Raw genomic sequence first — 13,205 nt, 5'->3', positions numbered from 1 at the left:
CGGTGGGGAAGGACTGCGAGCGGCCGGGGGCGGCTAGCCGCGGCTCTTGGAGCGGGGGCGCAGCGCGGCGGCGGCCAGTACGGCCGGGGTGGTGACGACCACCATGAGCATCATGGTCGACATGCCGTCCGGGCCCCTGCGCTCAAGGGCCGAGGAGTGGTACGAGCGCATGCGCAGCGGACTCGCGGGCGCGGCGGCCGCCCTGGCCGGAGGCGGAGCGGAAGCGGCGGCGGGCGCCGGTCCCGGTTCCGGCCCGGCAGCCGGCGGAGCCGGCGGGGGCTGCGCGGGCCCGCCCGGCGCCGGGGGCGCGGGCCGGGGCCGCTCGGGGCCCGCCGGGAGGCCCGGGGCCGACCCGGGGTGGTGCACGGTCGGCAGCTGCGCCCCGGGCACGGTCACCCGTACCGAAGGCCGCGCGGCGGGCTCCGGCGCGGGCGGCCCCGGGGCCGGCGGCCCGGGCACCGGCGGCCTGTGCGCGCCGGCCGGCACGCACAGGTCGACCCGGGCCCCGTGGTCGTGGCCGTCCCCGGCGACGGCCACGTGCCCGTGCAGGGGGCACAGGGCGCCCACCAGGCCGGCCCCGGCGACGTACTGCCAAGCACTCACCACGCGGTACAGCCTCCCGATCCGGTTCGTCAGCGGATGCCCGCACGAATGCGGGTCACGGCTGAAGAAACGATCACGGAGCCGCTTCGACACGCGGCAGACAGGTCAAGATCCCTTGTACGAGGGCCTACTTCCGGCCGCCCTCGGCACTACCCTGCCCGGATGGAGGAGTGGGAGCGCTGGGAGCGGCGGCTCCAGACGGCCGCGCACCCCGTGGCGTACCGGCTGCTGAGCGCGGTCGCGGCGCGCGGGCCGGTGGTGCGGGTGCCGCGCGTCGGGGTGGTGGTGAGCGACGCCCGGATCGCCCGTGAGGTGCTGCTGGACACGGAGGGCTACACGAAGACCGGGCCGGGGGCGGCGGCCGAGCTCTGGACCCCGGTGCTCGGTCCGCGGGTGCTGATCAACATGGAGGGCGCCGAGCACGCGGAGCTGCGCAGGAGGCTCGCCCCGCTGTTCACCCCCGGCCATGTGGCGGCCGTCTGCGAACGGGTGCTCGGCGCCCCGCTCGGGGCGCTGGAGCGGCGGCTCGCGGCGGGCGGCGAGGTGGATCTGGTGCGGGTGGTCCGGGAGGGCGCCACCGGGGTGATCCGGGAACTGGCCGGGCTCCCGGACGCCGGCGCCGACTTCGCGGAGGCCTCGGCGGTGATATCGGCGGTGCGGCTGTGGCGGACCTCGCTGACCGGCCGCCAGGCGGTGCGGGCGCGGGCCGCGCTGGCCCGCCTCAGCGAGGCCGCGGTGGCCGCGTACCGGGCCGGCGACGAGTCCACCGTGCCGGGGCGGCTGCGCGCGCTCGGGCTGGACGAGGCCGAAGCGCGGGGCGCGGTCGGGGTGCTGCTGCTGACCGGCACCGAGACGCTGGTCTCCTTCATCCCCCGGCTGATCGCGCTGGTCCACGACACGGGCCGGAGCCCGGACCGGATCACCGACGCGGTGGTGGAGGAGGCCCTGCGGGTGACCTCGCCCACCCCGGTGATGCTGCGCAGCGCGTCCCGGACGGGGCTGCTCGGGGGTGTCCGGGTCGGGGCCGGGGAGCGGGTGGTGATCGCCACGCTGCTCTGCACCCGGGCGCCGGGCCCGTTCCGGCCGGACCGCTGCCCGGCCGGGAGCCGGGAGCTGCGGAGGCTGTGGTTCGGCGCGGGCCCGCACTTCTGCCTGGGGATGCCGCTGGCCATGGCCGAGATCCGGGCCGTGACGGGCGTCCTGCGGGGTTTCCCGGGGCTGGCCGTCACGGGGCGGCGCCCGGCCAGGGGGGTGCTGATCCCGGGCTACGCGCGGCTGTCGCTGCGCGCGACGGACTGAGCCGGGGTGCCCGCCGCGGCCAGGATGTGCAGCGCCGCCTCGGAGGGGGAGCCGGCCTCGGCCGTGTAGGTGATCAGGGTCTGGTCGGGGTCGTCCGGCAGGTTGAGGCTCTCGTAGTCGAGGGTGAACTCGCCGGCCAGCGGGTGCCTCAGGTGGTAGCCGCCGTGCGTCTTCTCGGCCACCTCCTGGGCGGCCCAGAGCCGCGTGAACTCGGGGCTGCGTTCGGTGAGTTCCTCGATGAGGGCGGCGAACCGGGGATCGCCGGGGTGCCGTCCGCGGTCGAAGCGGAGATAGGCGACCAGGTCCCGGGCCTTGGTCTCCCAGTTGACGTACCGGCCGCGCACCTCGGGGTGCAGGAAGACCAGCCAGGCCGTGTTGCGGCGCTCGGGCGGGATCGCGGCGAAGTCCGTGATCAGGCTGGCGGAGAGCGGGTTCCAGGCCAGGATGTCGGTGCGGCGGCCGATGACGAAGGCCGGGGTGGCGGGCATGGACTCCAGCAGCCTGGACAGCCCCGGCCGGACCACTTGGGCCGTCTCGGGCCCGGGAGCCCCCGCGCCGGCGGACGCCCTGCGCCCGCAGTTGCGTACGAGCCGGGTCAGGTGCGCGGTCTCGGCCGGATCCAGCCGCAGTGCGGTGGCGACCGAGCCCAGGACCGCGTCGGAGACGTTCTCGGCCCGGCCCTGCTCGAACCGTGTGTAGTAGTCCACGCTGACCCCGGCGAGCTGCGCGAGCTCCTCCCGGCGCAGGCCCGGCACCCGGCGGCGGGCGCCGAAGGAGCGCAGTCCCGCGTCCTCGGGGCCGATCCGTGCCCGGCGGGACCGCAGGAAGTCGCCGAGCTCTGCTTTCGGGCCTGTCGCGTTCATGAGGCCGATCCTAGGTTCACGGCTGCTGCACCGATAACGACCATTCACCCTCCCGGCTTATTCCGCCACGGCACCCGCCCCGCCCCCGCCCCATGCTCGGAGGAGCGAATCCGCGTACGGCCCCGGCGGGAGAGCCCGATGACCACGACGCCCCCGCTCCCGCCCCCGCCCCCGGTCCTGGAGGAGGAGCCCCGGGCCAAGCGGTTCGGCTTCCCCAGCGCCCTGACTGTCCTGGCCGTCGTCACGGTGGCGATCTGGCTGCTGGCCTTCCTCGTCCCGGCCGGCCAGTACGACCGCAACGACAGCGGCGCCCCCGTCTCCGGCACCTACCACCGGGTCGAGGGCACGCAGAGCTTCACCGACCGGCTGAACGACCTGTTCCTGGCCCCGGTCAACGGCCTCTACGGCATCCAGGACGAGACGACCCACGAGGTCGGCCCGAGCTTCACGGGAGCGCTCTACGGCAGCGCGGGCGTCTTCCTCTTCGTCCTGGCCATCGGCGCGTTCATCACCGTCGTCTTCGCCACCGGCGCCCTCGACCGGGGCATCGCCCTCCTCGCGCACCGGCTGCGCGAGCGCGGCGCGCTGCTGATCGCCGCCGTGATGCTGGTCTTCTCCGTCCTGGGCACGGTCGAAGGCTTCGCGGAGGAGACCCTCGGCTTCTACGGCCTGCTGGTGCCGATGATGCTGGCCCTGGGCTACGACCGGCTGGTCGCGGTCGGCGCCGCCATCCTGGGCGCCGGAATCGGTGTGCTGTGCTCGACCGTGAACCCGTTCGCGACGGGCGTGGCCTCCTCGGCCGCCGACATCTCGCTGGGCGACGGGATCGTGCTGCGCTTCGTGATGTGGGCCGTGCTCACCACCGTCACGATCCTGTACGTCATCCGCTACGCGCGGCGCGTCCAGAGGGACCCGGCGAAATCCCTGTGCGGTTTCCTGCCCGGCGACCGGATGGAGAAGGCCGCCGCAGACTCGGCCGTGGCACCGGAACTGACCCGCCTGCACAAGGCGGTACTGGTGCTGCTCGTGCTGGTCTTCGCCTTCATGATCTTCTCGGTGGTGCCCTGGGCGTCCGCCCTCACCGGGAAGGCGGACGCGGCCCCGTACCCGTGGGAGCTGGACTGGTCCTTCCCGCAGCTCTCGGCGCTCTTCCTGTGCGCCGCGGTGCTGGTGGGGCTGGTGGCGCGGATGGGCGAGGCCAGGCTGAGCTCCACGATCATCCAGGGCGCCGCCGACTTCATGTCGCCGGCGCTGGTCATCATGCTGGCCCGCGGGGTCACCGTCATCATGAACAACTCGAAGATCACCGACACCGTCCTGCACTCCATCGAGGGGGTGGTCGAGGGCACTTCGTCCAGCCTGTTCGCGGTGATCGTCTTCCTGGTGAACCTGCCGCTGGCCTTCCTGATCCCCTCCACCTCGGGCCACGCCACCCTCGCCATGCCGATCCTGGCCCCGCTCGCCGACTTCGCGGGAGTCTCCCGCGCGGTGGTCGTCACGGCCTGGCAGTCGGCCAGCGGCTGGATGAACCTCTGGGTCCCCACCACGGCCGTCACCATCGGCGGCGTCGCCCTCGCCAAGGTGGGGTACGACAAGTACCTGCGCTTCGTCTGGCCCCTGCTGGCCATCCTGCTGGTCCTGATCTGCGGCTTCCTCGCGCTGGGCGCGGCCGTGTGACCCCGGCGGTCGCCGGCCCGCGACAACCGGCGTACGCCGCCTCCTGACGCCCCGGCACCCCACGCGCCGTCACATAGGCTGACGGTATGTCTGACTCCTCCGCCGCGCCGGAGCCGACCCACGAACCGCCGGCCCACGAACCGCCGGCCCCGGAGCCGGCGGCCGCCGAGCAGCCGGTCGCCGTATGGGCGGCGATGCGGCGCCCGGCGCGGTTCCTCGTGTCCTGGTGGCCCTGGCGGTGCTGGGGGTACCTCGCCGGCGGGTGCGTGCTCGGGTACCCGGTCCTGCTCGTGCTGGCGGTGCTCGTCGGGCTCGGGCTGCTGCTGGCCGTGGTCGGCGTCGGACTGCTGCTGCTGACCGCCGCCGTGGCCGGCGGGGTGCCGCTGGGCCGGCTGGAGCGGTGGCGGCTGCGCCTCGTCGAACCCGCCCCGGTCGGGAACCCGCACACCTCCCTCGCCGGGGCCCGCCCGGCCGCCTGGCTGCGGACGCGGCTGCGGGAGCGGGCCACCTGGCGGGAGTTCGGGTACGCCGCCCTGCTCGGGCCGGCCTTCGGGGCGGCCGGGTTCGCGGTCGTCACGCTGCTGGCGTTCTCGCTGATCCTCGTCGCGGCCCCGGTGATCGCCTGGGCCATCGCCCCCGACACGATGATGCTGATCCCCGGCAGGCCGGTCTCCGGCCCGCTGGAGGCCCTGGGCGGCACCGCGGCCGGACTCGTCGGCCTGGTCGTGGCCGCGTACGCCGGGGCGCTGCTCACCGGGGCCCAGGTGAAGACCGCCCGGCTGCTGCTCGGCCCGCGCGAGGAGGATGCGCGGGTGCTGGAGCTGACCCGGTCGCGCGTGCGCCTGGTCGACGCCTTCGAGGCCGAACGGCGGCGCATCGAGCGGGACCTGCACGACGGGGCCCAGCAGCAGCTGGTCGCCCTCAGCATGACGCTGGGGCTGGCCGAGTTGGAGCTGCGGAAGGTCCCGGCGGTCGCGGACGCCGCCGAACTGGTGGGCCGTGGCCGCCGGGAGGCGAAGCTGGCGCTGGAGCAACTGCGCGACCTCGTACGGGGCATCCACCCGCAGGTGCTCACCGACCACGGGCTCGCGGCGGCCGTCGCGGAAGTCGCACAGCGCCACCCGCTGCCGGTGACGGTGGATCTGGACGTGCCCCGGCTGCCCGACTCCGTCGAGATCACGGCCTACTTCACCGTCACGGAGGCCCTCGCGAACGCCGCCAAGCACAGCGGGGCAGGGCGCGTCGGCATCGCCGGTAGGGTCGAGGGCGACCGGCTCACTCTCACCATCACCGACGACGGCCGCGGCGGGGCCGATCCCGGCGCGGGAGCGGGCCTGGCGGGTCTCGCGGACAGGGTGGCGATGTTGCAGGGCAGGCTGGTGGTGTCGAGTCCGGTGGGCGGACCGACCGAACTCCGGGTGGAGGTACCGTGCTCCGGCTGATCCTCGCGGAGGACTCGGTGCTCCTGCGGGCGGGCCTGACCGAGCTGCTGACCCGCGGCGGCCACCAGGTCCTCGCCGCCGTCGGCGACGCCGGGGAGCTGGTACGGGCGGTGGAGGCGCAGCGGCCCGACGTGGTCGTCACCGATGTGCGGATGCCGCCCGGCTTCCATGACGAGGGGCTGCGGGCCGCGCTCGAACTGCGCTCCCGGGACGCCTCGTTGCCCGTGCTCGTGCTCTCCCAGTACGTGGCCACGGCGTACGCGGCCCAGCTCCTCACCGCCGGTACGGGGCCCGGGGGCCCTGCCGGGCTGGGCTACCTGCTCAAGGACCGGGTCGGGGAGGTGGCCGAGTTCCTCGACGCCCTCCAGCGGGTCCACGACGGCCAGACGGTCGTCGACCCCGAGGTGGTCCGCGTCCTGCTGAGCGCGCAGACGGCGGACCGGCCGCTGTCCCGCCTCACCCCGCGCGAGCGCGAGGTCCTGGCCCTGATGGCGGAGGGCCTCAACAACCAGACCCTGGCGGCCCGCCTCTGCATCACCGAGGCGGCGGTCGTCAAGCACGCCGGGAGCATCTTCATGAAGCTCGACCTCGACCCGACCGAGGGCAACCGCCGCGTCCTGGCGGTGCTGGCACACCTGCGCGGCGCGCAGGCCTGACCGCCGCCGGCTTCCGGGGCCGGGTGCCGGTGCCGGTGCCGGGTGCCGGTGCCGGGTGCCGGGCCAGGGGGTCCGGGGCCCAGGGCCCGGTGCCGGAGCCGGGCGGCCCGAGACCCAGCGCCCGCTGCCGGAGCCGGGTGACCCGAAGCCCAGGGCCCGGTGCCTGAGCCAGGTGACCCGAAGCCCAGGGCCCGGGGCCGGGTGCCGGGTGCCGGGTGGCCCGAGGCCGGAGGCTCGGCGCCGGGGGGCCTGGCCGGGGCCGCAGGCCGGAGGCTCGGCGCCGGGTGGCTTGCCGGGGCCCGAGGGCGGGGTCACTTGCCGGGGCCCGAGGGCGGTCAACGGCCGCCTCCCGGCGCATGCCGCGCGGGGGTCGGCTGGGGGTTGCGGCGCGGCGGGGGGTCGCTCGGCCGGGGGTCCGCCGCCGGGCCCCTCCTCGTCTGCGCCGGGAGCGGGCCGGCGCCCGGGGCCCGCGGGGCGCGGGCGCTCGGCCGCCCGGCGGAGCCCGTCACGATGAGGGAGCCGGTCGGCAGGGTCATCGAGCGGGCCCACAGCGAGAGCAGCAGCGGCAGCGCCAGGTAGCCGAAGCGGCCCGCCGGGGCGAGGAGGAAGGCCAGGGTGAGGCCGAGGGCGAGGCGGTCGGCCGCGGACACCAGCGTGCGGGGCGGGCGGACCACCAGGGAGACCGCCACCGCGACCCCGCCCGCCGCCAGCAGGACCATCGCCAGGTACCAGCCCCACGCCCCGAGTCCGGCCAGCAGATGCCCCGGAAGGGGGCTGCTCGCCGGGGTCGGGACCTCCGCGCGGCCCGTCGGGAAGGCGAACACCTGCCGCCACAGCTCCCCCGGCTGGAGCAGCGCCCCCGGCAGCACCAGCACCCCCGTCCCGAGCCCCGCCGCCACGGCGCATCGCACCGCCGCCCGCCGGCCCCGGCAGGCCGCGAGGACGGCCACCGCCACCGCCACCGCGGGCAGGGCCGTCCACTTCAGGGCGCACGCCCCCGCGAGCGCCGCCCCGGCGAGCACCGGCCGCCCGGCCACCGCCGCCGCCAGCGCCAGGCAGCACAGCCCGGCCAGCGGCAGGTCCACCCCGCTCACCGCGAGCGGCAGGGCCAGCGCCGGCGAGGCCACCAGGGCCGGCAGCAGCGGGCCCCTGGGCGCCCCGCCGAGCAGCCGCCGGCCCGCCCACATGCCGCCGAACAGGGCTGCCGCGCACCAGAGTCGGGCGTCGCCCAGCCGGCCGAGCAGGGTGTGCGGAATGCCGAAGACCGCCATGCCCGGCAGGTAGGGGGTGTACTCCTCGACCCGCGCGGGCTGGTCCACGTACAGCCGCCCGGACTCCAGCAGCAGCCGGCCGGACCGTTGGATGACCATCACCTCGGACTGTCCCTGCCCGGTCAGCACCAGCCACAGCAGCGGCACGGCAACCGCTCCCGTCAGGGCGGCCACGACGGCGGCCCGCGGCCGCCGGGCGGTCAGCGCGGCGGCCGCGAGGTAGCCGGCCGCCGCGCACCAGCCCCAGAGCCGGTGCGGCGCCAGCGTGGAGAACAGCGGGAAGGACAGCGCCCACGCGGCGGCGAGCAGCCATCCGGCGGTCCACCAGGAGGTACGGGAAGGGGTCATGGACCCATTGCAGCCGCCCGGCCCCGGCCGGGTCTGCACGCCCAGGTGGACACTTCGGGGTGGGGTTTCCCCTACCGTCCCGGGACAGCCGAAAGGGGCGCGCCCCCGGGGTGCTTCCCCGGGGACGCGCCCCCGTGTCGGTCGAAGCCGCGGGCCTCAGGCCTCAGGCGAACCGCCGAAGCGCTCGCGGTAGGACTCCAGGTCCTCCTCGGTGATCTTCGCGAAGAGCACCGGCGGCACGGTGAACGGCGTCCCCGCCGGAACCGCGTCCAGGGACCTGGCCTGCTCCGGGGTCACCCACGCCGCGGTGTCGTCGGCGAGTGCGAACGCGGAGCGCATGGCGCGCGCCGAGGCGGGGATGAACGGCTCGGAGACCACCGAGTAGAGGTGGATGAGGTTCATCGCGGTGCGCAGGGTGAGCGCCGCGCCCTCCGGGTCGGTCTTGATCTCCAGCCAGGGGGCCTTCTCCTCCAGGTAGGAGTTTCCGGCCGACCACAGGGCGCGCAGGGCGGCCGCGGCCTTGCGGTACTGGAGCGCCTCCATGTGGCCCTCGTACTCGGCGAGCAGCTCGGCGATCTGCTCGCCCAGCTTGGTCTCGGGGTCGCCGGCGGCGTTGCCCGCCGGGACGTCGTCGCCGAAGCGCTTGCGCGAGAAGGAGAGCACGCGGTTGACGAAGTTGCCGAGGGTGTCGGCGAGGTCCTTGTTGACCGTGGCCGTGAAGTGCTCCCACGTGAACGACGAGTCGTCGGACTCGGGCGCGTTCGCGATGAGGAAGTACCGCCAGTAGTCGGCCGGGAGGATCTCCAGCGCCTGGTCGGTGAAGACGCCGCGCTTCTGCGAGGTGGAGAACTTGCCGCCGTAGTACGTCAGCCAGTTGAAGGCCTTGACGTAGTCGACCTTCTTCCAGGGCTCGCGGGTGCCGAGCTCGGTGGCCGGGAACATCACCGTGTGGAACGGGACGTTGTCCTTGGCCATGAACTGGGTGTACCGGACGTCCTCCGCCTCGTACCACCAGGACTTGTAGTCGCGGCCGGCCGGGTCGGCGTCGGCCCACTCCTTGGTGGCGGCGATGTACTCGATCGGCGCGTCGAACCAGACGTAGAAGACCTTGCCCTCGGCGGCCAGCTCGGGCCACGTGTCGGCCGGGACGGGGACGCCCCAGTCGAGGTCACGGGTGATCGCGCGGTCGTGCAGGCCCTCGGTCAGCCACTTGCGGGCGATGGAGGACGCCAGCTGCGGCCACTCCTCCTCGTGCTCCGCGACCCAGGCCTCCACCTCGACCTGGAGCTTGGACTGGAGGAGGAAGAGGTGCTTGGTCTCGCGGACCTCCAGCTCGGTGGAGCCGGAGATGGCCGAGCGGGGCTCGATCAGGTCCGTGGGGTCCAGGACGCGGGTGCAGTTCTCGCACTGGTCGCCGCGCGCCTTGTCGTAGCCGCAGTGCGGGCAGGTGCCCTCGACGTAGCGGTCCGGGAGGAAGCGGCCGTCGACCGGCGAGTAGACCTGCCGGATCGCGCGCTCCTCGATGAAGCCGTTCTCCTGGAGCCGGCGCGCGAAGTGCTGGGTGATCTCGGCGTTCTGCCGGGAGGAGCTGCGGCCGAAGTAGTCGAAGGACAGCTGGAAGCCGTCGTAGACCGCCTTCTGGGCGTCGTGCGCCTGCGCGCAGAATTCGGAGACCGAGAGACCGGCTTCCTTCGCGGCGAGCTCGGCGGGCGTGCCGTGCTCGTCGGTGGCGCAGATGTAGAGGACGTCGTGGCCGCGCTGGCGGAGGTACCGGGAGTGCACATCCGCCGGAAGCATCGACCCGACCATGTTGCCCAGGTGCTTGATCCCGTTGATGTAGGGAAGCGCGCTGGTGATCAGGTGTCGAGCCATCCTCGGATGCTCCATTCGTTTCATTTATGCGGATTCATGCGTGACGGCGTGCCGTGACGGATTGTGATGCTGTTCATCGTATCGAACCGTCGAAAGCACCCGCGCCGCATTTCCTACGGGTGGATAACGCAAAAGCGAGGGCAGTGACCTCTCCGTCACGGCCCTCGCGATCGGGCCCATGCTACAGCCGCACGGCCGGGCCCCTGACCGGTGGCCGGAGGGTGGACGCCCGCACGGGCCGGGGCCGGTTCAGTCCCGGCCGCCGCACGGGCCGGGGCCGGTTCAGTCCCGGCCGCCGCCCGAGCCGTCGAGGGCGGTGATCGCGGCGCCGCTCGCGAGCCGGCCCGTCAGCGAGACCGCGGCGCCCTCCGGCCCGGCCGGCACGGCGAGGCTCCGGCCCGGTGTCCGCGCCCGGACCGCTCCCGTCGCGGTGATGCCGGTGACCTCCCGGCTGCCCGCGGCGAGCTGGTACCAGCGGCCCGCCGGGGAGCGCCACCGGGTGCCCGCGAGCAGGTGCCGGCCGAAGCGCCCGCAGGCGGCGGTGGCCCGGGCCCGCGCCACGTCCTGCGGCGGCCCGGCGGGCGGGCGCAGCTGGACCAGGACGTCGCCGGGTCCGGCCCAGCCGGAGGCCCGGGTGCAGGACCATACGGCCCGGCCGCCGCCGTCGGGGAGGTCCGAGTCGGCGAAGTCCCAGATGTTGACGGCCCGTACCGCGCCGCCGGTCAGCTCCCGGAGCCGGCAGGCGAGGGGCGCCCAGGCCGCCCGCGCGGCGGCGCCGACGGCCTCGCGCGGCTGCCGGGCGGCCACGGCGCCGGGCCCGTCCGGCAGCGGTGTGTAGGTGAGGTGTACGGGGGTCAGCGCGCCCAGGTCGGCGAGTACGAAGGCGTGCTTCTCCACGATGCGGGCCGAGGAGGTCAGTTCCAGCGCCGGCCAGGCATCGCAGCCCCCGGCGGTACGGGGCGTTCGCGCCGGGGCGGTGACCCCGTCGGGCGCGACCTCCAGCGGCTTCGCCTCCTCCCCGGCCCGCATCAGGTCGCGGGTGCCCGCCGTGGCGACCCACGGCGCGAGCAGGTAGCGCGCGGCGGGCCCGCTGCGGCCCAGGGTGAGCGCGGCGGCCGTGGTCACCCCGGCCCCGTCGGTACGGGCGAACGCGAGCTCCCGACCGCGCGGCCCGTCCGCGGCCTCGGCGTAGCGCACGACCCGGTCCCCGTCGAGGAGGAGCACGACCGCCCGGCCGTCGCTGTCCCCCGCGTACAGCAGCCGGGGCGGGCGCGCCGGCGGGTCGGTGGGGGTCCCGGGCGCGGCCGTCACCGGCACCCCGCGCGGCCGCGCCGCCCATGTGCCGAGGGCCCGGGCCAGCAGGGCCCGGTCCCCGGTGCGCGCGCCCCGGGCGGGCCAGGCGGTGAAGTCCACCCGGGCGGTGTCGGCCCAGGCCCCGGCGGGTGCCCGGACCAGCCTGCCGGGGTCGAGCGTCCCGGCGGCCACCGGTCCGGCGAGCGGCCGCGCCCCGGGTCCGCGCGAGGAGGCGTCGGCCGCCAGTACCCCGCCGGCCAGGGCGAGCGCGGCCGCGGCGGCCCAGGCGGCCCGGACCCGGCGGCGCCGGCGCAGCAGGTCGGTGGGCCGTGCGCTGACCACGCTGGAGTCGAACCCGGGGTTGCGCAGGGCCCGCAGGAGCGTTTCGCCGCCCGGGTCGCCGGGCTGCCCGAGCGGCACGGCCGCCGCCTCCCGCACCGCGTCCGCCGCTTCGCCCGCCCCGGCCGCGCCGAGCAGGCGTACGGCCGTCTCCTCGGGCAGCCCGTCCAGCCGGTGCAGTACGAAGGCTGCCCGTACGGGTCCGGGCGCGTCCGCCAGCAGCCGGGCCGCCTCGTCGATCCCGCCCGCCGGGGGCCAGAGCCGCAGCCCCCACACGAAGGGCGGGGCGGGGGGCCACCCGGCCCGCGCCAGGGCGGCCCGGGCCCGGCCGGCCGGAGCGAGGGTCGCGCGCAGGACGCGTACCCGCACCTCCTCCAGCGGACCGCCCGGGCTGTCGGGGCCGCCGGGCCCGGCCGGTGCGGCGCCGCCCCCGGCGCGCGGGAGCGCGCGCTGTACGGCCCGGTGCGCCAGCAGAACGCGTGTGTGCCGCCCCAGGGAGCCGGGGAGCGTCAGATAGGCGAGGCGTACGAGTTGGGGGTACTGCTCGACGAGGACCGCCTCGGCCTGCTCCACGCCGGGGGAGCCGAATCGCTGTGATGTGCCCACGCTCCGGCAAACGAGTGAATCTTGGGATGGTCACATGCCGACGGCGCGGGCCCCGCGTTGCCGGACGCGGGGGTCTCGCAGGCGGCATATGCGAATGCGCTGCTTGAGGGGCCGTGTGATCGGAGTTGGTCACAAGCCGATCATCACCACACCGATTGCTTCCAGGTTTCTTCTCTGCGCCCTCCGGGTGCGCCCGCGCTGACAGGCTGACGGCGAGAGCGCCCAGGGGATGCAGGGCTCAGGGGATGAGGTGGAGCGGTGAGCGATGGCGGACCGGAGGAATCCGGCGGGGCCGTGGGACTGCCGAGCCGGCGACGGCAGCCGACTCCGATGACCCAGTGGGATCCGCCCGCGCGCCTGTCGTACTGGGCCTTCCACACCAACAGGCGCCCCGCGTACATGCGGTTCGCCTACCTCCAGCTCGGCACGGACGCGGCCGCCGAGGACGCGGTGGACGCCACCTTCGACTCGATCATGAACGAGTGGCTCCGGATGCTCCACATGGACCGGCTGGACGCCTACGCCTGGACCGTCCTCAAGCAGCGGATCGTCGACCGGCAGCACCGCCGCGTCCCCTGCCCGGAGCCGATCGACATCAGCGCCTTCGAGGCGGCCCTCAAGGAGGCGCACTCCGACCGGTACGAGGTGCTGACCGACACCATCCGCTTCTACTCGGCCGTCTCCCGGCTCGCCGAACGGCAGCGGGACACCGTCATCCTGCGCTACGGGCTCCAGTGCACCCCCGGAGAGGCCGCCTCGATGATGGGCGTCGACGAGGCCACCGTCCGCTCGCAGCTCGGCCAGGCGCACCGCCGGCTGGCCCGCCTGCTCGACGCGTCCGGCGAATCATGAGGCCGCGCGAGGGCCAGGACTGCGACGGAACCCCCCGCTCCCTGGCCGAGTTCCTGGCCCGGGCCAGTGTCCGCGACCGCTACC

The 13,205-nt window shown here is 75.4% G+C and carries 10 protein-coding genes; 5 read left to right on the top strand and 5 right to left on the bottom strand.

Annotated features, from left to right (window positions below):
- Nucleotides 1-33: 33 nt before the first annotated feature.
- Nucleotides 34-606 (bottom strand): hypothetical protein, encoded by a 573-nt coding sequence (locus tag ACZ4TG_RS15785; RefSeq protein WP_468162849.1) that lies wholly within the window; start codon nt 604-606, stop codon nt 34-36.
- Nucleotides 607-765: 159 nt separating this feature from the next.
- Here ACZ4TG_RS15785 and ACZ4TG_RS15780 point away from each other — a divergent pair, with 159 nt between their 5' ends.
- Nucleotides 766-1,902 (top strand): cytochrome P450, encoded by a 1,137-nt coding sequence (locus tag ACZ4TG_RS15780; RefSeq protein ID WP_468162847.1) that lies wholly within the window; start codon nt 766-768, stop codon nt 1,900-1,902.
- Here ACZ4TG_RS15780 and ACZ4TG_RS15775 read toward each other — a convergent pair.
- Complete coding sequence (locus ACZ4TG_RS15775) at nt 1,869-2,765, bottom strand: helix-turn-helix transcriptional regulator (protein WP_468162845.1); 897 nt, start codon at nt 2,763-2,765, stop codon at nt 1,869-1,871. The two genes, ACZ4TG_RS15780 and ACZ4TG_RS15775, sit on opposite strands and share 34 nt — an antisense overlap.
- 138 nt (nt 2,766-2,903) lie before the next feature.
- On the opposite strand from ACZ4TG_RS15775, the gene ACZ4TG_RS15770 reads away from it, so the two are divergent.
- From ACZ4TG_RS15770 to ACZ4TG_RS15760, 3 genes are all read left to right on the top strand, one after another.
- On the top strand, nt 2,904-4,442 hold the full coding sequence (locus tag ACZ4TG_RS15770) for a YfcC family protein (RefSeq protein ID WP_468162843.1): 1,539 nt from the start codon (nt 2,904-2,906) through the stop codon (nt 4,440-4,442).
- A gap of 194 nt (nt 4,443-4,636) precedes the next feature.
- Entirely contained in the window at nt 4,637-5,884 is a 1,248-nt protein-coding gene (locus ACZ4TG_RS15765) for a sensor histidine kinase (RefSeq protein WP_468163432.1), read from the top strand.
- Entirely contained in the window at nt 5,872-6,540 is a 669-nt protein-coding gene (locus ACZ4TG_RS15760) for a response regulator transcription factor (protein ID WP_468162841.1), read from the top strand. The genes ACZ4TG_RS15765 and ACZ4TG_RS15760 overlap by 13 nt, the downstream gene beginning before the upstream one ends.
- A gap of 335 nt (nt 6,541-6,875) precedes the next feature.
- Here the strand turns inward: ACZ4TG_RS15760 and ACZ4TG_RS15755 are convergent, their stop codons facing one another.
- The 3 genes from ACZ4TG_RS15755 to ACZ4TG_RS15745 all read right to left on the bottom strand — a co-directional run bounded on the left by ACZ4TG_RS15755 (nt 6,876) and on the right by ACZ4TG_RS15745 (nt 12,269).
- Nucleotides 6,876-8,159: a glycosyltransferase 87 family protein gene (locus tag ACZ4TG_RS15755; RefSeq protein WP_468162839.1), complete on the bottom strand. Its 1,284-nt coding sequence runs from the start codon at nt 8,157-8,159 to the stop codon at nt 6,876-6,878.
- A gap of 156 nt (nt 8,160-8,315) precedes the next feature.
- Nucleotides 8,316-10,031 carry a methionine--tRNA ligase gene (gene metG / locus ACZ4TG_RS15750; RefSeq protein WP_468162837.1) on the bottom strand — a complete coding sequence of 572 codons (1,716 nt, stop codon included), beginning with the start codon at nt 10,029-10,031 and terminating at the stop codon, nt 8,316-8,318.
- A 282-nt stretch (nt 10,032-10,313) separates the two neighbouring features.
- Nucleotides 10,314-12,269 (bottom strand): hypothetical protein, encoded by a 1,956-nt coding sequence (locus ACZ4TG_RS15745; protein ID WP_468162835.1) that lies wholly within the window; start codon nt 12,267-12,269, stop codon nt 10,314-10,316.
- 258 nt (nt 12,270-12,527) lie between these two features.
- Here ACZ4TG_RS15745 and ACZ4TG_RS15740 point away from each other — a divergent pair, with 258 nt between their 5' ends.
- Nucleotides 12,528-13,121, top strand: coding sequence for a sigma-70 family RNA polymerase sigma factor (locus ACZ4TG_RS15740; RefSeq protein WP_468162833.1), 594 nt, complete (start codon nt 12,528-12,530; stop codon nt 13,119-13,121).
- The last annotated feature ends 84 nt before the right edge of the window (nt 13,122-13,205 follow it).

Source organism: Streptomyces sp. NPDC028314 (assembly GCF_055565795.1).
Note: the sequence above shows the minus strand (reverse complement) of the source record. Positions and strands in the feature narration are given on the sequence as shown.